Origin of the sequence: Qipengyuania sp. MTN3-11 (assembly GCF_042851825.1) — a bacterium.
Taxonomy (GTDB): Bacteria; Pseudomonadota; Alphaproteobacteria; order Sphingomonadales; family Sphingomonadaceae; genus Qipengyuania.
Genome location: NZ_BTGM01000003.1, coordinates 210,381 through 229,535, shown reverse-complemented (window position 1 = coordinate 229,535; position 19,155 = coordinate 210,381). Strand labels below are relative to the sequence as shown.

Genomic DNA, 19,155 nt, shown 5'->3' with positions numbered 1-19,155 from the left:
GCGTTTTCGCGTCCGGTCAGCGCGCCGCGACCGCGTAGAGAGCCACCGCCGCGGCATTCGACACGTTGAGGCTCTCGACGCTCTCGCTGATCGGCAGCCGCGCCAACGCATCGCAATGCGCGGCGATGTTCTGGCGCATGCCGGGGCCTTCTGCTCCCAGCACCAGCGCGACGGGTCCAGCCGGCAGCGCCTCCGCTAGCGTCGCCTCGGCCTCGCCCGCGAGCCCGATCCGCCAGTAGCCAGCCTCCGCCATCTCCTCGAGCGCGCGAGCGAGATTGACGACCCTGACCCACGGGAGCACCTCGAGCGCGCCGCTCGCCGCCTTGGCGAGCACACCGCCCTCGGGCGGAGCATGGCGGTCCTGCGTGACGATCGCGCTGGCACCGAAGGCCGCGGCCGAGCGCATGATCGCCCCGACATTGTGCGGGTCGGTGACCTGATCGAGCACCACCAGCGGCCGATCCGCCTCGCCCGCCATGACATCGGCGAGGAAGACATCCTCCAACGCGGCGCATTCCAGCACCAGACCCTGATGCGGAGCGTCGCGCGCCACCAGGCGATCGAGGTCTGGGTTGTCGGCATATTCCACCGGGAAATCGGGCGGCAACTCCCCGTCGAGCTCGGCGATCGCCTCGCGCGTCGCCCACAGCTTGTGATGCGCCCGCGCCGGGTTCTTCAGGGCAGCCTCGACCGCGTGGTGACCCCACAACCGCACCTGACCGGTGCTCGCCCGGCCGCTGCCCCGTCCGCCCTGCATTCGGCCGGCCCGGCCGCGCAGCGCCTTCTTCCTGTTCTTTGCCATGGGGGGCGCTGTGCCAGTGCCAGCGAAAAAGGAAAAGGGCCGGATGGTGGACAGGGCTGGATTCGAACCAGCGTACGCTTGCGCGGGCAGATTTACAGTCTGCTGCCTTTAACCACTCGGCCACCTGTCCACGAACCGGCTGTCGGAGCGGGTTTCGCCGCTCTGGTTGCGAGGGGCGGTAATGGCCCGCCCCGTGCCGAGACGCGCCCCTTTGGCGAAGGTGCCGCACCCTGTCAACTCGTGCCCGCAGGCTTGCTCCGCGCCGAGCATGGGATTACCCCGCCGCGATGCAAGCGACCCACCGACCCGTCATTTCCGCGACCGGACTGTTCACTCCCGAAGACAGCATTTCGAACGAGGAGCTGGTCGCCAGCTTCAACACCTTCGTCCGACAGCACAACGCCGCAAACGCCGAGGCGATCGAAGCTGGCGAGGTCCAAGCGCTGGAAGAAAGCTCGGTCGAATTCATCGAGAAGGCGAGCGGCATCAAGGCGCGCCACGTGATGGCGAAGGCACCGGTGCTCGATCCCGCGATCATGGCGCCGAGATGGGCCGAGCGGGGCAACGACGAGCTGTCGGTCCTTGCGGAAATCGGCGTCAAGGCGGCACGCGATGCGCTGGCCCGCGCCGGACGCGGCGCGGCGGATGTCGACGCGGTGCTGTGCGCCGCGTCCAACATGGAGCGCCCCTATCCGGCAATGGCCATCGAAATCCAGCAAGAGCTTGGGATCGACGGCTTCGGTTTCGACATGAACGTCGCGTGTTCCAGCGCGACCTTCGGGATCCAGACCGCTGCGGACTATATTCGCTCGGGCAACGCGCGCAGCGTGCTGGTGGTCAGCCCCGAGATCACCAGCGGGCATCTCAATTGGCGTGACCGGGACAGCCATTTCATTTTCGGCGATGTCGCCACCGCGGTGCTGGTCGAGGATGCGGGGATGGCACCGGCGCGGCATTGGGACATTCTGGGCACGAAGCTGAAGACCGTCTTTTCCAACAACATCCGCAACAATTTCGGTTTCCTCAACCGTGCCTACCCGGACAATGCCGGCACGGCCGACAAGCTTTTCGTCCAGGAGGGGCGCAAAGTTTTCAAGGAGGTCGTGCCGATGGTGGCTCAGATGATCATGGAGGAAGCGGATCGTCTCAACATCGAGCCGACTTCGCTGCGCCGGATGTGGCTGCACCAGGCCAATGCGGGAATGAACAGGCTCATCGCGCACAAGGTTCTGGGTCACGAGGCGAGCGAGGACGAGAGTCCGACCGTGCTCGACACCTATGGCAATACCTCGAGCGCAGGCTCCATCATCGCCTTCCATCTCCACAGCGAGGATCTTTCGGCGGGCGACACCGGACTGATATGCAGCTTCGGCGCCGGCTATTCGGCGGGCACGGTGTTCGTACGCAAGGCTGCCTGAGCAGGGATCCGAGCCCGGAATAGGGGTCGCACCGCTTGTGGTCGAGGCGCGGCACGCCTAAACCCGTCCGATGGCAGGTGAACTTCTCGACAACCGGGGCCGGGGCGATGTCGCCTGGTCCTTCCCTCCCATCCATCCCGAGGGGCGAAAGTTCGGACTGATCGCCGTCGGCATCAGCCTGATCTTCCTGCTTCTGCTCGACTGGGAAATCATCGGCTGGCCCCTGCTGGCGCTGTCGGCGGGCGTATTCGCCTTCTTCCGCGATCCCGAGCGCGTCGTGCCGCACTCCGACGGAGCTATCCTCGCGCCGGCGGACGGACTGGTATCGCTGATCGCGCAGGTCGAGCCCCCAGAAGAGCTGAAGATCGACGACGGCAGCGGGATCGAAGGGCTTCCCGCGGGGCCGGTGACGAGAGTGTCGATTTTCATGAGCGTGTTCGACGTCCACATCAATCGCGCACCGATCGGCGGGGTGATCCGCCGACTGGTCTACATTCCCGGCAAGTTTCTCAACGCCGACCTCGACAAGGCCAGCGAGGAGAACGAGCGGCAGCACATTCTGATCGAGCGCGCCGACGGAACGCGAATCGGCTTCACCCAGATCGCCGGCCTCGTTGCGCGCCGGATCGTGCCCTTCGTCAAGGAAGGGGACACGGTGGGAAGCGGTCAGCGGGTCGGGTTGATCCGCTTCGGCAGCCGGGTGGATGTCTATCTGCCCGCAGACACCGATTCCAAGGTGCTGCTCGGACAGCGGGTCATCGCCGGCGAGACGGTCCTCGCCGAGATGGGGCAGGCTCTCCACCTCGAAGGCATCGCGCAGTGAGGCGCGAAAAGACGGGTAAGGATATCGCCGAGCGCCCCCGGATCGGGCCCAAGGCGTCCGAGGACGAAGACGATTTCGCCAGCGGACGCGTGAAGAGCGGACTGACGCTCCGCACGCTTCTTCCGAACGCGGTGACGACCGCCGCGATGTGTTCGGGTCTGACCGGTATCCTCTTCGCGATTTCGGGAACTTGGAGCCTGGCGGTCGGCGCAATCGTGCTGGCGGGGGTGCTCGACGGAATGGACGGCCGGATCGCACGGATGCTGAACGGCCAGTCGCGGTTCGGGGCCGAACTGGACAGTCTTGCCGATTCGCTTTCCTTCGGGACCGCGCCTGCGATCGTGATCTACCTGTGGTCGCTGTCCGCCATCCCGCGGCTCGGCTGGATCGCGGCTCTGGCCTTCGCCGTATGCGCGGCACTGCGTCTGGCACGTTTCAACGCCCGGATCGATGCAGACGACCAACCCCACAAATCGGCGGGCTTTCTTACCGGCATTCCGGCTCCAGTCGGGGCAGGGCTGGCATTTTTGCCGTTCTACCTCTGGACCGAGACGGGGCTGGACATATTGCGGGACCCGCTTTTGGTCGGTCCGTGGGTTGCGCTGATGGCGCTTTTGATGATTTCGAACCTCGCAACACTGAGTTGGGCATCGCTCAAACCGCGGCGAGACATTCGGTTGTGGTTGCTTGTCTTTGCCGGGCTTCTCTTCGCCGGCCTGTTGCTCGAACCTTGGTGGACGCTGGCCGCGATCAGCCTGGGCTATCTGGCGCTCCTGCCGCTCGGATGGATGCGATACGCGCGTGTCAAGCGGCAACGGGCAAAGCGTGCCGCCCCGACGGACGCTGCGTAACAGGCCGTTCGGGACGTGCGGAGCTGCCGCGTGTGACAGGGCGCACCCTAGCGGCCATATGAGTCTCGCTTGCTGACCCGAGTTCGCTCCGCAACCGTCCGAATGCGGACGACCAGCGGAGACCGCTCTCGGCGAGCACCATCACGCTCAAAAGACAAAGAAGGGAAAAGAGAGCTGTCAGGAATATGGCAAACATCGCACCGGTCTTTCTCAACTTTCACTGCTCGCAGAGCGCTTGAAACCCTGTGGACAATGCGTGGAAAACATCGCTTACCCGCCGTAGGTTCCGCGAGTGGCAGTCGTTGTTCTCTATATGTTCTCCTATGTCAATCGAATTCACGGCCGAGTTCCCTTTTCCCGCGATAAAATGAGGCTGGATTTTCTCGCAATCGATCGCTAATTGGCCGCCTGTCCGCCGGGATTCGGCCATTCCGGCATGAGCGAAGGCGGGCAAATCCACATGGATGGCGCATCATACCGGTGCCCGATCGCGGGAAGCTCCGCATCACGGGTTCCAGCCATCCAGAGGTCAAACCGGAAAGGAATATGATTATGGCGGCTCCTACCGTCACGATGCAGCAATTGATCGAGGCCGGATCGCATTTCGGCCACCAGACCCACCGCTGGAACCCGCGGATGAAGCCGTATATCTTCGGCGCCCGCAACGGCATCCACATCATCGACCTGTCGCAGACCGTTCCGCTGTTCGCGCGCGCTCTCGATTTCGTCGCCCAGACTGCGCGCTCGGGCGGCAAGGTGCTGTTCGTCGGCACCAAGCGCCAGGCGCAGGATGCGATCCGCGACGCGGCGCGCGCCAGCGGCCAGCATTTCGTCAATCACCGTTGGCTGGGCGGTATGCTGACCAATTGGAAGACCATCAGCCAGTCGATCAAGCGTCTCAAGACGCTCGAGGAACAGCTTTCGGGTGAAACCCACGGGTTGACCAAGAAGGAAATCCTCCAGCTCACCCGCGAACGCGACAAGCTCGACCTTTCGCTTGGCGGCATTCGCGACATGGGCGGCATTCCCGACGTCATGTTCGTGATCGACGCCAACAAGGAAGACCTGGCGATCAAGGAAGCCAACGTTCTCGGCATCCCGGTCGTCGCCGTACTCGACACCAATGTCGATCCGAGCGGAATCGCTTTCCCGATCCCGGGTAACGACGATGCCGCACGTGCCGTTCGCCTCTATTGCGATGCCATCGGCCAGGCCGCGACCTCCGGTCGCAACGAAGGCGTCCAGGACAGTGGCCGCGACGTCGGTGCGATGGAAAACCCGCCGGCCGAAGCCGAAGCCGCCGCCTAATCACGTAAACGGGCGCGCGTCATGCGCCCGTCACCGAACATGCCTAAGCGCCGGGCCGCCAAGATCGCGGCCCGGCCGCCCATTCCATTCGAACAAGGACACATCACCATGGCGAACTTCACCACCGCCGACATCAAGGCCCTTCGCGAGCGCACCGGCGCGGGCATGATGGATGCCAAGAAAGCGCTGGTCGAAACCGATGGCGATCTCGAGGCGGCGGTCGACGCGCTGCGCGCCAAGGGGCTCGCCACCGCCCAGAAAAAGTCGAGCCGCACCGCGGCCGAAGGTCTGGTCGGCATCGCCGTCGAGGGCACGAAGGGCGTCGCTGTCGAGGTCAATTCCGAAACCGACTTCGTCGCCAAGAACGACAAGTTCCAGGATTTCGTTCGCAAGGTCACCGAGACCGCGCTCGAGGCCGCTTCCGACGACGTCGAAGCACTCAAGGGCATGGACTACCCCGGTGGCGGCAGCGTCTCCGACAAGCTGACCGACAATGTCGCGACCATCGGCGAGAACCAGCAGGTCCGCCGGATGAAGACCGTATCGGTGAACAGCGGCCTTGTGGTGCCCTACATGCACAATGCCGTCGCTCCGAACCTCGGCAAGATCGGCGTGCTGGTCGCGCTGGAGAGCGAGGCGGGGGCCGACGTGCTCGAACCGCTCGGCAAGCAGCTGGCCATGCATATCGCTGCCGCGTTCCCGCAGGCGCTGACCGCCGAGGATCTTGACGCCGAAACGATCGAGCGCGAACGCAAGATCGCTGCGGAAAAGGCGGCCGAGAGCGGCAAGCCGGCCGAGGTGCAGGAAAAGATGGTCGATGGCGCGGTGAAGAAATTCGCCAAGGAGAACGCGCTGCTGAGCCAGGTCTATGTCATCGACAATAAGACCGCGATCAGCGACGTGGTTGCCAAGGCGGGCAAGGATGCCGGTCACGAGATCAGGCTGACGGACTACGTCCGCTTCCAGCTCGGCGAGGGCATCGAGAAGGAAGAGAGCGATTTCGCTGCCGAAGTGGCGGCCGCCGTCAAGGGTTGAGCCCACTATCCTATTTCGATTGAGCAACGGCCGCCGGGCTTCGGTACGGCGGCCGTTTCGCACTATCCGGGGATCGGGTCTGCGACGCAGGTCCGGTTACGCGACGACAGGCTCTCGCGATGCTTGCCCATCCAGGTCCATCGGAATGTCGAGCCGTCTTGCCGTTTCCTCGGCCCACCGTACCAGCAGGTCTATTTCCTTCCCGTGTGTGGTCAGGGCCGCCTCGATTTCCCCACGGCGCTGCCCGGGACTGTACGGCTCACGGGTCTTCGCGTGGACCGACAGAAGCTCCGGAGGCAGTGGCGGAAGCGAAGTCCCTCGATCGTCCAGAAAATCTGCGACCTCCCCGACCGTTCGCTCGGGCCGCTCGAATAGCGCTTCGGACCGCGAAACGAGTAGCTGCTTTGGCCCTCGAACCATGCGGACCCGGTGCATGTGATGGGTGATCGAAAGCCAGCCCATCGCCGCCATCTGCAGGTCGGTCATCGCGGAGAGTTCGGAATCGTTGAGCTCGAGGGGGACCTGGCCCCCATTGTTGAGGCCGATCAGCAGGCGCCGACCCCACAACCGCCCGGCCAAACCCTTTCGTGCCGCAGTCGCCAGCCAGCGGTCGAGCGGCATGATCTGGCAGATGGTTCGCATCGAATGATTGCGGGTCGCTATGTCGGCTAGAAGCGCATTTGCGGGACCGGAAGCCTTGGCTACCACCACTTCCTTGGGAGAAAAAGGCCGAGCCAGCAGAGCAAGGCTAAGGTTCAGCAGGGCCTCGTCGCTGCGGCCGCTCCTTACAGTGTCACCCACCAGATCGTTGAGCAGTGGCGGCTCCTTCAGTACCGTGATGCGCCCAGGCAGGTCGAGCGCATCGGCCAGCAGCGTCGACCCGCCAAGTCCGCAATGAAGAATGGCATGGAGCGGCACGGGCTGTGGAGCATGTGCCATCGCTGCGTCGCGCGGAACGATCGCGCGCTTGACCTTGGCGAGATCGACGTGGGTGAGCAGATGGTATGCCCGCCGTTCTTTTCGAGGCAGATATACGAAGTGAAATGCGCGGCGCGCCCGCTCGTAGCGCAGGGCCATCCAGTTCGGATCGGCAATGATAGAGCGTGCGTCGCTGGTGCTCATCCCTGCCTGCTAGATCGCGCGAACAGGGCTCTTCAGAGCACATCGACAAGCGGCGGACCGTCATCGACCGGCGCCGATCTACGAATGCTGAGACAATCCGGGCAATTCCCTTGGCACCGCGACCCCCCGTTCTATAAGAGCGCAGCAAATCCGTCCCAGGCGCCGAGGAAGCCCTATCCCAATGCTATTGCCGAATACGTCGCGCATTTTGTTGAAGCTGTCGGGCGAAGTGCTGATGGGCGACGCGCCCTTCGGGATCGACCCCGATTTCGTCATGGAATTGGCGGAGGAAGTGAAGCGGGCGAAGGAAACGGGGCTGGAAATCTGCCTCGTGATCGGCGGGGGCAACATTTTTCGCGGCATGGCGGGAGCGGCCAAGGGGATGGACCGGGCCCAGGCCGATTACATGGGCATGCTCGCCACGGTGATGAATGCGCTGGCGATGCAGAATGCGCTCGAGCAGATCGGCGTGCCCACCAGGGTGCAGAGCGCCATCCAGATGGACCAGGTCTGCGAGCCGGTGATCCGCAGACGTGCCGAACGGCATCTGGAAAAAGGGCGTATCGTGATCTTCGCCGCGGGCGTCGGTGCGCCCTATTTCACCACCGACAGCGGGGCGGCGCTGCGGGCGGCGGAAATGCGTTGCGACGCCTTGCTCAAGGGTACCAGCGTCGACGGGGTCTATGATTCCGATCCCAAGAAGAATGCGGGAGCGAAGCGTTTCGATACCGTCGGTTACGACAAGGTTCTCGCAAAAAATCTGAAGGTCATGGATGCTTCCGCAGTGGCCCTGTGCCGCGACAACGACATTCCGATCGTGGTCTTCTCGATCCGCGAGAAGGGCAATCTGGCACGCGTGCTGGCCGGCGAAGGCGTGCAGACCATAGTAAAAGGAGAGGCCTGATGGCCAAATACGACAAATCCGACATCGAACGCCGGATGCATGGCGCGGTCGAGAGCCTCAAGGGCGATCTTTCCGGGCTGCGCACCGGCCGTGCCAATACCAGCCTGCTCGATCCGGTGGTGGTGGAAGTCTACGGCTCGATGATGCCGATCAACCAGGTGGCGACGGTCAATGCGCCCGAGCCGCGAATGCTCGCGGTGCAGGTCTGGGACAAGGCCAATGTCACCGCGGTCGAAAAGGGGATCGCCAAAGCCAATCTCGGCCTCAATCCCATGATCGACGGCCAGACCATCCGCCTGCCCATGCCCGATCTGACCCAGGAGCGACGCAAGGACCTCGCCAAGCTCGCCGGCGAATATGGCGAGAAGGCGAAGATCGCCATCCGGAACGTTCGGCGGGACGGGATGGAAGCGCTCAAGGACGATGAGAAGAAGAAGGAAATTTCCGAGGACGATCGGAAGCGCTCCGAAGACGAGGTGCAGAAACTCACCGATCGCTTCGTGGCCGATACGGACGCGGCCGTAGAGAAGAAGGTGCAGGAGATCCTCACCCAGTAGGGTGGGGCCGATTGCCATCATGGCTGCCGGGGGCGCCAACGCCGCACGTCACGTCGCCATCATCATGGACGGCAACGGTCGCTGGGCGAAGAAGCGCGCACTGCCCCGGGCCCTGGGCCACAAACGCGGTGTCGAGGCGGTGCGAACACTGGTTCGCAGTCTCGAGGACACGGAAATCGAATGCCTGACCCTCTATGCTTTCAGTTCTGAGAACTGGAAGCGGCCCGAGGATGAGGTCGACGATCTGATGAACCTGATGCGCAGCTTCATCAAATCCGATCTCCCCGAATTCATCGAGAACGGCGTGCGTCTCGAGATTGTCGGCGATTGGCAGGCGCTTGCGCCCGATATCGTCGAAATGCTCGAAGACGCTCTCCATCGAACGGCCGGAGGCAAACGGACAGTCGCGGTGGCGCTGAATTACGGCTCGCAGCAGGAGATCGCCCGCGCCGCACAGTTGGCGGCGAACGAGGGCCCGGTAACCGTCGATGCCATCGAAAGGCATTTGCACACGGTCGATCTGCCGCCGCTCGATCTGCTGATCCGCACGAGCGGCGAAGTACGCCTATCCAATTTCCTCTTGTGGCAGGCGGCCTATGCGGAGATGCTGTTCCTCGACGTGCTGTGGCCCGATTTCACTCCCGACCATCTGAAGGATGCGCTGGCGCGGTTTGCGTCGCGCGAGAGGCGATATGGGGGACGCTAAACCGGCGCCGCTGAGGAAACGCGACCGCTTGCGGGCGCGGATGCGGCGCTATGTCGATGTCCCGCTTTCGGTTCGCACCTCGGATCTTCCCAAGCGCGTTGCCTCGGCGCTGGTTATGCTCGCTGCAGTCGCTGTTGCCATCGCGATCGGCGGGGTGGTGCTCGAGACGTTCATCTACCTTGTGGCGTTGGCAGCCTTCTGCGAGTTCGCGCGCCTGGCGCTGCGGGCCGCGCGGACGTTTGCGACACGCGCGATCGGGCTGCTGACGGGGGCAGCCTATATTGGCCTGGCCGCTTACTTCGTCGCTCGGCTCGACCTTTACCATCTGATCGCGGTGCTTGGCGTGGTGATCTTCACCGACACCTGCGCCTATTTCAGCGGGCGAGCGATCGGAGGGCCCAAGATCGCGCCGTCGATCAGCCCGTCCAAGACCTGGGCCGGTCTCTTCGGCGGTATGGCGGGCAGCGGGCTGTGGCTGGCGCTGTTCATGGCCATCACCCACAACAGCGGTGATTACGTGCGCATCGCCGATGATTTCGGGATGGCCCCGGTCGAAGCTGCGGGCTGGGTGATGGTCGGGGCCATGCTGGCAGTGGCGGCGCAGGCGGGCGACTTCTTCGAGAGCTGGCTCAAACGCAAGGCGAAGATGAAGGATTCCTCGAACCTTATTCCGGGGCACGGCGGGGTTTTCGATCGCATCGATGGCATGTTGCCGGTCGTGCTGATCGTCGGCCTCTTGTCGGGCATGGCCTGACGTGATGCGTTCGATCTCCATCCTCGGGGCGACTGGCTCGATCGGATCCTCGACCCTCGACCTGATACGCCGCAACCGGGCCGATTGGCGGGTCGTTGCGCTCACAGCCAATTGTCAGGCGCGCGAACTGGCGGCTCTGGCGCGCGAGTTCGGAGCCGAGCTTGCCGTGGTCGCGGACGAGAGCTGCCTAGGCGAATTGCGCGAGGCGCTGTCGGGAAGCGGGATAGAGGCGGCGGGGGGACGTACCGCGCTGGTCGAGGCGGCGAGTAGGGAGGTCGACCTGACGGTGGCGGCGATCGTCGGCTGCGCGGGGCTCGCTCCGGTCATGGCCGCGGTGGAACGCGGCGGCACGATCGCGCTCGCCAACAAGGAGGCGCTGGTGAGCGCCGGCGAGGTCCTGACCGCCGCGGTGGAGCGCCACGGTGCGACGCTGTTGCCGACCGATTCCGAGCACAATGCGATCTTCCAGTGCCTTGCCGGAAACGACATCTCGGATGTCCGCTCGATCACGTTGACCGCCAGCGGAGGGCCGCTCCGCACGGTTGCGGACCTGTCGACGGTGACACCGGAGCAGGCGGTGGCCCATCCAAACTGGGACATGGGCGCCAAGATCAGCGTGGATTCCGCGACCATGATGAACAAGGGCCTCGAACTGATCGAGGCCTATCATCTGTTTCCCGTCGGGCTCGACCGTTTGAAGATCGTGGTGCATCCGCAGAGCGTCATCCATTCGATGGTCGAATATCGCGACGGGTCGACACTGGCGCAGCTCGGCCCGTCCGACATGCGGGTGCCGATCGCCTCCTGCCTCGCATGGCCGGCGCGGATGGACACGCCGTGCGAACCGCTCGATTTGCCCGCGCTCTCGGAGCTGACTTTCTTCGCGCCCGACGAGGACCGGTTTCCGGCGACCAGGCTGGCTCGCGAAGCGCTGAAGGCGGGAGGGGCCGCCCCGGCGGTGCTCAATGCCGCGAACGAGATCGCGGTCGCGGCCTTCCTCGCGCGTCAGATACCGTTCAGCCGCATCGCGGCAATGGTTGCCGAGACCCTTGCGCGCGGGAACATGCCGCCGGCCCCGCGTTCTCTCGAAGAAGTGTTGCAGGTGGATGCCGCCACGCGCGCGCGGGCGAGCGAAATTTTGGAGTTGGCCTGACTTGGACGGTTCGATCCCCTTTTGGATGTACATCATCGGGTTCCCGCTGCTGCTCGGGCCGCTGGTGACGCTGCACGAGCTCGGCCATTACCTTGTCGGTCGCTGGTTCGGAGTCGGTGCGCAGGCCTTTTCCGTCGGGTTCGGCAAGGAAATTGCCGGTTGGACCGACCGCAGGGGCACGCGCTGGAAGCTTTCCGCCCTGCCGCTTGGCGGATACGTCCAGTTCAAGGGCGACATGAACCCGGCGAGCGTGCCCCAGCGGCAGGATCAGGTCGAGGACGCGACTTTCGGCGTCGCGACCGAGGCCGATCTTGCCGAGGACGACGATCGATCCGTCGTTGGCACGTCGTTCCACAGGGCGGATCTGTGGAAGCGGGCGCTGATCGTCTTCGCCGGCCCGGCAATGAACATCCTCGTCACCCTTGCCATCTTTGCCGCCTTCTTCTCGATCATCGGTCGGCCGGTCGCCGCCGACCCGGCGGAAACCAACGTCGTGCAAAGCTTTGCCGAGGGCTCGGTCGCCGCAGCCGCCGGCGTCGAGGAGGGCGATCGGATCCTGGCGATCGACGGAAGCCCGGTGCGCGAGTTCACCGACATCACCGATCGCGTGGTGATGTACCCCGGTAAGGACATCGTTCTGGCAGTGGAACGGGATGGCGAGCGGTTGCGCATCCCCATGACCATCGGCGAGAGCGTCGAGACCGATCGCTTCGGCAACAGCTCCAAGGTCGGGCGACTGGGTGTCTACTCGTCGCCCTTCGCCTGGCAGGATGTCGGCGTGTTCGCCGCCATCCCTCTGGCGGTGGAACAGAGCGTCGACATGATGCGCATGATGATCGTCGGCATCAAGCAGATCGTAGTCGGCGATCGTTCGGTTCGTGAACTGGGCGGACCGGTCAAGATCGCCAAGTTCTCCGGCGAACAACTCAGCCTCGGGCCCATCGCTTTCGTCAACTTCGTGGCCCTGATCTCGCTTAACTTGGCATTCATCAACCTGCTGCCAATTCCCGCCCTCGACGGCGGGCACCTGGCATTCTACGCGGCCGAAGCGGTCCGCCGGAAGCCGGTCGGACCTCGCGGTCAGGAGGTGGCGTATCGCACCGGCATGGCGCTTGTTCTCATGCTGATGATATTCGTCACGATCAACGATCTGGTCAGCCTGCCGTTCTTTGGCGGCTGATCGGAAAAATACCCGACGAGCCTGCCGACTTCGGCGGTCGGTCGGGGAAAGGAAGCGGTCGGGACCGGGATGGGCAGCCACACAGCTTGATTGCATCGACCGGTTCGGGCAAGGGCGGGCTCGCTTCGCCCGCGTTTTCACGATGCGTCTAGCTGGAACGGCTACCTCGCCGGGTCCGACAGTATTTTTGAGGGACGGGTTCTCCTTGTCGAACACGAACATTTCGAATGCCGCGAAATTGCGCGTCACGCGGCTGACCGGCCCGCTCTTGGTGGGAACGATCCTGACCGGTCTGCCGGTCGCCGCATGGGCTCAGCAGCCGACGAATCCGGCGGCTGTCCAGCCCCAGGAGGCAAATCCGCAACAGAGCCAGACCGCGCCTGCGCAGCAGGTCGAAACCGTGCGGACGATTTCGGTAGCTGGTGCCCAACGGCTCGAGCCTCAGACGATCCTTTCCTACATCCGCCTGCGTCCGGGTGACGCGTGGAATCAGGTCGTCGGGGACGAGGTACTCAAGGATCTCTACGCTACCGAGCTGTTTGCCGATGCCAGCGTCGCCTACGCAAATGGCAACGTCACGATCACGATCGCCGAAAACCCGGTCATCAACCGCATCATCCTCGAAGGCAACGAGCGGATCGACGACGACAAGATTCTGCCCGAAATCAAGCTTGCTCCGCGGCAGATCTTCACGCGTTCGAAGGTCCGCGCCGACGTCGCCCGGATCATCGAGCTCTACAAGCGGCAAGGCCGTTTCGCCGCGACGGTGGAGCCGCAATCGGTCGAGCTGGCGCAGAACCGCGTCGATATCGTTTTCGAGATCGAGGAAGGTCCCAAGTCCAAGATCCGCCAGATCAACATCATCGGCAACGAGGCGTTCTCCGACGGAGAACTGCGCGGCGAGATGGTCACCAAGCAGACCGGCGGGCTGTTCAGCTTCTTGAGCTCGAACACCAGCTACGATCCCGACCGGCTGGCCTTCGATCAGCAGAACCTGCGCCGCTTCTACCTTACCCAGGGCTATGCCGACTTTCGCGTCGTGTCCGCCGTTGCCGAACTGACGCCCGACAAGCGCGATTTCATCGTCACCTACGTCGTCGAGGAGGGCGAACGTTACAAATTCGGCGAGGTCGACGTCGAAAGCCAGTTACGCGATTTCGACAGCACGCGCCTCGCCACGATCCTGCCGATGCGAAGCGGGGATTGGTACGACGCCAAGCAGGTCGAGGACACGGTCGAACAGATGTCGGAACTTGCCGGAACCTTCGGCTATGCCTTTGCCGACGTCCAGCCACAGTTCACCCGCAACCGCGAAACGCTGACGATGGACGTTACTTTCGAGCTCCGCGAAGCGCCGCGTGTCTATGTCGAGCGGATCGACGTCAACGGCAACACGCTGACGCAGGACAAGGTCGTGCGGCGCGAATTCCGTTTGGCCGAAGGCGATGCGTTCAACTCGCTGCAGGTCAAGCGGTCGACGGCGCGGATCAATTCGCTGGGATTCTTCCAGGAAAATTTCGAGATCAACCAGGTCGAAGGCAGTGCCCCCGACCGCATCATCCTCGAGGCCAATGTCGAGGAGCAGGCGACCGGCGAGCTGCAATTGTCCGCCGGTTTCTCCTCGATCGAGAACTTCATCCTTCAGGGCGCTATCCGCCAGCGCAATTTCCGCGGTCGCGGTCAGACGGTCGGTCTCAACGTGAATTATTCGCGCTATTCGAAGTCCGCCCAAGTGAGCTTCACCGAACCCTATGTGTTCGACCGCAACATTTCCGCCGGGATCGACATCTACCGGCGCGATTACAACAGTTTCAATTTTAGTGGCGGAGACAGGGAAACTACCTTCGAGCAGGCTACCACCGGTCTTTCCGTTCGCGCCGGTGTGCCCCTTACAGAATACATGTCCCTGGTCGGCAGCTACACGCTCAATTACGACGATGTCACGCTCGACCAGAATCAATTCTTTGCCGATTTCGATGGCGATGGTGTTCGTACCTGCGAACCGCTTCTTGCCGGGCGTTTCCTGTGCGACGCGATCGGGCAGCGGACGAGTTCGATCGTCGGTCTGACGCTTTCGCTCGATAACACGGACAGCCGGCTGCGTCCGACGCGAGGCCGCAGCATGTCGGTGACGGCCGAGTATGCCGGCCTTGGCGGGTCGGTGAACTTCCTGCGCATTCGCGGCCGCGCCGCGCAGTATTTCCCGCTCCCGGCAGGCTTCATCCTTTCGCTCACCGCCGAGGGCGGAGCGATACGCAGCTTCGAGGATCGTGGCATCGTCGGTACCGACGATGTCCGTCTGACCGACCGCTTTTTCCTCGGCGAACCGCAGATCCGGGGTTTCGACATTCGCGGTGTGGGTCCACGCGTTTTGCGCCAGTCGATCGTGGCCGACGAGGATGGCAATCCGATGGTCGTGACTGACCGCGACCGTGTCAATGACGACGCGATCGGCGGCACGGCCTATTACCTGGGCCGGGCGGAAATCGAGATCCCGCTCGGAACCGGTGCGCGCGAGCTCGGTCTTCGGCCCTCCGTCTTCCTCGATGTCGGCTCGCTGTTCAATGTCACAACTCCGACGTTGCAGAGCAGCCCGTTCCCCGACGGTATCAACCTACCCGTCCGCGATGCGGACGGCAATCCGCTCTACACCGGCGCGGATGGGGCGACCACAACCAACCCGACCGCAGCCGATGGTACGCCGAACACCGCGCTTACCCAGAACATTCCGCCGTTCCAGGAGGTTTTCCTGGGAGACAGCGCCAGCCCCCGCATTTCCGTGGGCATAGGCGTTAACTGGAATTCGCCCTTCGGTCCCTTCCGGATCGATTTCGCCCATGTCCTCAAGAAACAGCCGGGCGACGACACCAAGACCTTTTCCTTCAACGTAGGGACACAATTCTGATGAAAAAGACGATCAACTTGCTCGCTGCCGCGGCCACCGCCGGCGCGGCCTTGGCGGCCACGCCCGGAGCAGCCCAGGTAAACGGCATCGCCACGAGCAGCCCCGAAGCGGTCATCGTGCGCTCGGCGGCGCGGCAGGCGGGGTATCAGCAGATATCCCAGACCTATGCCTCGCAGCTACAGCAGGTGAGCCAGCTCCGTCAGCAGAACCAGCAGGCGCAGCAGAGCCTCGATACCAACAGCGATGGCCAGCTGACCGAGGCGGAAGTCAGCGCCAACCCGACCGTGGTGCAGCAAATTCAACAGCGCGAACAGCAGATCGCGCAAGTCGGACAGCCCATCGCGCTTGCTCAGGCCTATGTCATCCAGCAATTGGTGGACGATTATCAGAACGTCCAGACGCAGGTAGTCCAGAACAAGAACATTCAGCTTATGCTGAGCCCCGACGCGATTCAGTACGCACCTGAGGGCGTCAACGTTACCGACGATCTCGTGGCTGCCCTCGACGCCCGCCTGCCGACCGTCCAGACCACGCCGCCGGCCGGCTGGCAGCCGCGCCAGCAGACCGTGCAGCTGCAGCAGACAGTGCAGCAGATCCTCATCGCCGCCGCGCAGCAACAGGCCGCGCAGCAGCAGCAGCAGCAGGCTCAGCCGAGCGGCCGCTGAGGTCGGTTCGAGGGGGGCGGAATGGCAGAGGAGACCGAGCTCGACATTCGGCAGGTGCTGAAGGCGCTGCCGCATCGCTATCCGCTGTTGCTGGTCGATCGGGTGCGCAGCCTGGAGAAGGGCGAGCGCATCCACGCAGTGAAAGCGGTCAGCTTTAACGAGGAGTACTTCCAAGGCCATTTCCCCGGTGCGCCGATCATGCCTGGCGTGCTTCAGATCGAGGCTTTGGCGCAGGCTGCGGCGATTCTCGGGATTGAGACTCTCGAACTCGCCGGGACGGGCAAGCTGGTGTTCTTCATGGGTATCGAGGGGGCCAAGTTCCGCAGTCCGGTAACGCCAGGCTGCCTGCTCGATCTCGAGGTCGAATTTCTGCAGAAGCGCAGCCGGGTCTACAAGTTCAAGGGCCGGGCGAGCGTCGAAGGCAAGACCACCACCGAATGCGAATTCACCGCGATGATCGCCGATCCGCCAGGCGACGACTGACACTTGCATTTCAGGCGGCGCGCGCTATGTGGCCCGCTTCCCATTCGAACAGCTGGACCGGTCGGAACCGTTCCGAGGCTAGAAGGACACGAGACGATGAAAGCCGAAGGTCATCCCGATTACCACACCATCACGGTCAAGATGACCGATGGCACCGAATTCCAGACGCGCTCCACTTGGGGCAGTGAGGGCGATACGCTGACGCTCGATATCGATCCGACCAGCCATCCGGCCTGGACCGGCGGCAAGCAGCAGATCCAGGAAGGCGGCCGTGTCGCGGCCTTCAACAAGCGCTTCGGTGGGCTCAGCCTCAAGAAGTAAGCGCTTCGCAAGCTTCGCAGCCTCGTGCTGCAAGGGAAGGGCGGTCCGACGGGGCCGCCCTTTTTCGCGTCACCAGCCCCATGCCTTCTCACGATACCATTTGGTGATCACGTATTTCACCCCGCTGCGCACTTTCATTCCGTGGTGGATCGTGTTGGGATTGGGCGATCCGTCGGGCCGCATGTTGTTCCAGCACACCAGCTTCCCGGTTTCGGGCTGGAAGGTCTTGCCGATCGCCTTGAAGCGCGTCGCGCCTCCCGAATCCGGCTCGTTAAGATAGACCATGAAGGTCCAGGTCCGCTGGCCGGAAACCGAGCAATATTTCTCGAAATCCGCCCCGCTCGGATTGAACCAGTCGCAGTGCGACTTGAATTCCTGTCCCACGTCGTAGCGCTGACCCTGGAGAGGCTCGCCGTAAGCCGGGTCGATCCCGCTCAGTTCACGGAGCAGATGTTCGATCTCGCGAGTCGCGGGGTGGTCCGGATCGAGATCGCAGGTCTCGCTGGTTCGGAAATAGCTGTCGCCGTTGTGGTCCGCCAGGGTCGATGGCCGTCGATTGGAATCGATCAGTGCGATCAAGCGCGCGCAGAGATCGTCGCTAGCGAAGCCGCGCAACTGGAACAGTTCCAGCTTGGGCGAAGGCACGCGTTGCACGCCGCCGTGGTCTAGCAATCTCATGCTCGAAGATTCGCCTGGTCCGACCATATGTGGACCACAATAGTGAGCGGAGGCGACGGGACAACGGCAAGATTATTACGTGCTAAGGGCGTAGAGCGATTTTTCGCTTCCCTGTATTCATCCCTTGTGCAACAGGCGCTTCTCGCCCCCGAGGATCACTTGACGATGCCTCGCGGAGCGCTAACAGCCCCGTCGCAGCGCGTGGATATCCCCGCGCCGGGGGCTTGTGGCGATCGTAGCTCAGTCGGTTAGAGCGCCGGTTTGTGGTACCGGAGGTCGCGGGTTCGGATCCCGTCGATCGCCCCATAACCTCCCCATTGCAGGTGCCGTCCCGGGGGCGGCCCGACGAACAGGATCGAACGTGCGATGACGGCTTTCTGGACCGAAGAGGATTACGACGACCACGAGCTGGTCCAGCTGATCCGCGATCCTGCCAGCGGCCTTACCGCGATCATTGCCCTCCATTCCACCCGTTTGGGTCCCGGCGCCGGCGGCACCCGTTTCTGGCACTATTCCGAACCCAAGGACGCGATGCGCGATGCCCTGCGCTTGAGCCGGGGGATGAGCTACAAGAACGCTATGGCCGGACTGCCGATGGGCGGCGGCAAGGCCGTGATCCTGGCCGATCCAGCCGGCACCAAGACGCCGCAGATGATCCATGCGTTCGCCGATGCGGTCGAGCGGCTGGGCGGGCGCTATGTCACCGCAGAGGATGTCGGCATCACCGAGGCCGACATGACGATGGTCGCCGAGCGCACGCAATTTGTTTCGGGTCTGCCGGTCGACGGTGAGGATGCGGCGGGCGGCGACCCTGGACCTTTCACTGCAATGGGCATCTTCCACGGCATCAAGGCCGCCGTACATCACAAGCTCGGCAAGGACAGCCTGGAAGGCGTCAGGATCGCGATCCAGGGCGCCGGCAGCGTAGGGGGCGGGGTCGCGCGGCTGGCGGCGAAGGAGGGTGCGATTCTCACCCTGTCGGACATCGACGAGGACCGGGCGGCTGAACTGGCCGATGAACTGGACGCCGACACCGTAGCGCCGGACGCGATCATGTCGGTTGCCTGCGATGTGTTCAGCCCCAATGCGCTCGGCGCGATCCTCGACGACGAGGGGATCGCCCGGCTCGACTGCGCGATCGTGGCTGGCGGCGCCAACAACCAGCTGAAGCGCGAACATCACGGCGCGATGCTTGCCGAACGCGGCATTCTCTATGCGCCCGATTACGTGATCAACGCCGGCGGTATCATCAGTGTGACGCTCGAGTACCTCTGCCGCCACAAGGGCGAACCCTGCGACATCAACGAGGTACGCAAGCGCATCGCGCAGATCCCCGGGCGGCTCGAGGAAATATGGCGCGAAAGCGAAGCGACCGGGGTCTCGCCCGACCGTGTCGCGGACCGGATGGCCCAAAAGCTGATCGGGCGCTGATTCGCCCCTTGCGACACCTGCCCGAGACTGTCAGAACGCGGCGCGGACGGGACCCTTCT

General features: G+C 63.6%; 19 protein-coding genes and 2 tRNA genes. 17 read left to right on the top strand and 4 right to left on the bottom strand.

The features are described from left to right. Nucleotides 1-16: 16 nt before the first annotated feature. A complete protein-coding gene (rlmB, locus tag ACGHN1_RS12000; protein ID WP_390551088.1) occupies nucleotides 17-802 on the bottom strand; it encodes a 23S rRNA (guanosine(2251)-2'-O)-methyltransferase RlmB in 786 nt (261 codons plus the stop codon). Nucleotides 803-846: 44 nt separating this feature from the next. Continuing rightward, a tRNA-Tyr gene (locus ACGHN1_RS11995) sits at nucleotides 847-932 on the bottom strand. Between the two features lie 157 nt (nucleotides 933-1,089). On the opposite strand from ACGHN1_RS11995, the gene ACGHN1_RS11990 reads away from it, so the two are divergent. The 5 genes from ACGHN1_RS11990 to tsf all read left to right on the top strand — a co-directional run bounded on the left by ACGHN1_RS11990 (nucleotide 1,090) and on the right by tsf (nucleotide 6,237). Next, nucleotides 1,090-2,220 (top strand): beta-ketoacyl-ACP synthase III, encoded by a 1,131-nt coding sequence (locus tag ACGHN1_RS11990; RefSeq protein ID WP_390551087.1) that lies wholly within the window; start codon nucleotides 1,090-1,092, stop codon nucleotides 2,218-2,220. A 70-nt stretch (nucleotides 2,221-2,290) separates the two neighbouring features. After that, nucleotides 2,291-3,043, top strand: coding sequence for a phosphatidylserine decarboxylase (locus ACGHN1_RS11985; RefSeq protein WP_390551086.1), 753 nt, complete (start codon nucleotides 2,291-2,293; stop codon nucleotides 3,041-3,043). 41 nt (nucleotides 3,044-3,084) lie between these two features. Continuing rightward, on the top strand, nucleotides 3,085-3,894 hold the full coding sequence (locus ACGHN1_RS11980) for a CDP-alcohol phosphatidyltransferase family protein (protein WP_390551249.1): 810 nt from the start codon (nucleotides 3,085-3,087) through the stop codon (nucleotides 3,892-3,894). 552 nt (nucleotides 3,895-4,446) lie between these two features. Beyond that, the gene (gene rpsB, locus ACGHN1_RS11975) at nucleotides 4,447-5,202 is read left to right on the top strand and encodes a 30S ribosomal protein S2 (RefSeq protein ID WP_390551085.1); all 756 of its coding nucleotides are present in this window, start codon (nucleotides 4,447-4,449) and stop codon (nucleotides 5,200-5,202) included. A 108-nt stretch (nucleotides 5,203-5,310) separates the two neighbouring features. Then, nucleotides 5,311-6,237, top strand: coding sequence for a translation elongation factor Ts (tsf, locus tag ACGHN1_RS11970; protein ID WP_390551248.1), 927 nt, complete (start codon nucleotides 5,311-5,313; stop codon nucleotides 6,235-6,237). A gap of 96 nt (nucleotides 6,238-6,333) precedes the next feature. Here the strand turns inward: tsf and ACGHN1_RS11965 are convergent, their stop codons facing one another. Next, nucleotides 6,334-7,359: a hypothetical protein gene (locus ACGHN1_RS11965; RefSeq protein ID WP_390551084.1), complete on the bottom strand. Its 1,026-nt coding sequence runs from the start codon at nucleotides 7,357-7,359 to the stop codon at nucleotides 6,334-6,336. A 181-nt stretch (nucleotides 7,360-7,540) separates the two neighbouring features. Between ACGHN1_RS11965 and pyrH the strand changes: the two genes are divergently transcribed. The 10 genes from pyrH (at nucleotide 7,541) to rpmE (ending at nucleotide 16,987) form a co-directional block, all read left to right on the top strand. After that, nucleotides 7,541-8,263, top strand: coding sequence for a UMP kinase (pyrH, locus tag ACGHN1_RS11960; protein ID WP_390551083.1), 723 nt, complete (start codon nucleotides 7,541-7,543; stop codon nucleotides 8,261-8,263). After that, on the top strand, nucleotides 8,263-8,820 hold the full coding sequence (gene frr, locus ACGHN1_RS11955) for a ribosome recycling factor (RefSeq protein WP_390551082.1): 558 nt from the start codon (nucleotides 8,263-8,265) through the stop codon (nucleotides 8,818-8,820). The genes pyrH and frr overlap by 1 nt, the downstream gene beginning before the upstream one ends. A 19-nt stretch (nucleotides 8,821-8,839) precedes the next feature. Beyond that, nucleotides 8,840-9,526, top strand: coding sequence for a polyprenyl diphosphate synthase (gene uppS / locus ACGHN1_RS11950; RefSeq protein ID WP_390551081.1), 687 nt, complete (start codon nucleotides 8,840-8,842; stop codon nucleotides 9,524-9,526). Further along, nucleotides 9,513-10,280, top strand: coding sequence for a phosphatidate cytidylyltransferase (locus tag ACGHN1_RS11945; protein WP_390551080.1), 768 nt, complete (start codon nucleotides 9,513-9,515; stop codon nucleotides 10,278-10,280). The genes uppS and ACGHN1_RS11945 overlap by 14 nt, the downstream gene beginning before the upstream one ends. Nucleotides 10,281-10,284: 4 nt before the next feature. After that, nucleotides 10,285-11,433, top strand: a complete 1,149-nt coding sequence (gene dxr, locus ACGHN1_RS11940) for a 1-deoxy-D-xylulose-5-phosphate reductoisomerase (protein WP_390551079.1) — start codon at nucleotides 10,285-10,287, stop codon at nucleotides 11,431-11,433. A gap of 25 nt (nucleotides 11,434-11,458) precedes the next feature. Next, the gene (rseP, locus tag ACGHN1_RS11935) at nucleotides 11,459-12,613 is read left to right on the top strand and encodes an RIP metalloprotease RseP (RefSeq protein ID WP_390551078.1); all 1,155 of its coding nucleotides are present in this window, start codon (nucleotides 11,459-11,461) and stop codon (nucleotides 12,611-12,613) included. A 142-nt stretch (nucleotides 12,614-12,755) separates the two neighbouring features. Next, nucleotides 12,756-15,518, top strand: a complete 2,763-nt coding sequence (gene bamA / locus ACGHN1_RS11930; protein WP_390551077.1) for an outer membrane protein assembly factor BamA — start codon at nucleotides 12,756-12,758, stop codon at nucleotides 15,516-15,518. Next, nucleotides 15,518-16,183 (top strand): OmpH family outer membrane protein, encoded by a 666-nt coding sequence (locus ACGHN1_RS11925; RefSeq protein WP_390551076.1) that lies wholly within the window; start codon nucleotides 15,518-15,520, stop codon nucleotides 16,181-16,183. The genes bamA and ACGHN1_RS11925 overlap by 1 nt, the downstream gene beginning before the upstream one ends. Nucleotides 16,184-16,204: 21 nt before the next feature. Continuing rightward, nucleotides 16,205-16,666, top strand: coding sequence for a 3-hydroxyacyl-ACP dehydratase FabZ (fabZ, locus tag ACGHN1_RS11920; protein ID WP_390551075.1), 462 nt, complete (start codon nucleotides 16,205-16,207; stop codon nucleotides 16,664-16,666). 96 nt (nucleotides 16,667-16,762) lie between these two features. Then, entirely contained in the window at nucleotides 16,763-16,987 is a 225-nt protein-coding gene (gene rpmE / locus ACGHN1_RS11915) for a 50S ribosomal protein L31 (protein WP_390551074.1), read from the top strand. A 69-nt stretch (nucleotides 16,988-17,056) separates the two neighbouring features. On the opposite strand, the gene ACGHN1_RS11910 is transcribed toward rpmE, so the two are convergent. Then, a complete protein-coding gene (locus ACGHN1_RS11910; protein ID WP_390551073.1) occupies nucleotides 17,057-17,692 on the bottom strand; it encodes a prolyl hydroxylase family protein in 636 nt (211 codons plus the stop codon). A gap of 202 nt (nucleotides 17,693-17,894) precedes the next feature. Here ACGHN1_RS11910 and ACGHN1_RS11905 point away from each other — a divergent pair. Together ACGHN1_RS11905 and ACGHN1_RS11900 are read left to right on the top strand one after the other, a co-directional pair. Next, nucleotides 17,895-17,971 (top strand) — tRNA-His (locus ACGHN1_RS11905). A 60-nt stretch (nucleotides 17,972-18,031) separates the two neighbouring features. Continuing rightward, on the top strand, nucleotides 18,032-19,096 hold the full coding sequence (locus tag ACGHN1_RS11900) for a Leu/Phe/Val dehydrogenase (protein WP_390551072.1): 1,065 nt from the start codon (nucleotides 18,032-18,034) through the stop codon (nucleotides 19,094-19,096). Nucleotides 19,097-19,155: the final 59 nt, after the last annotated feature.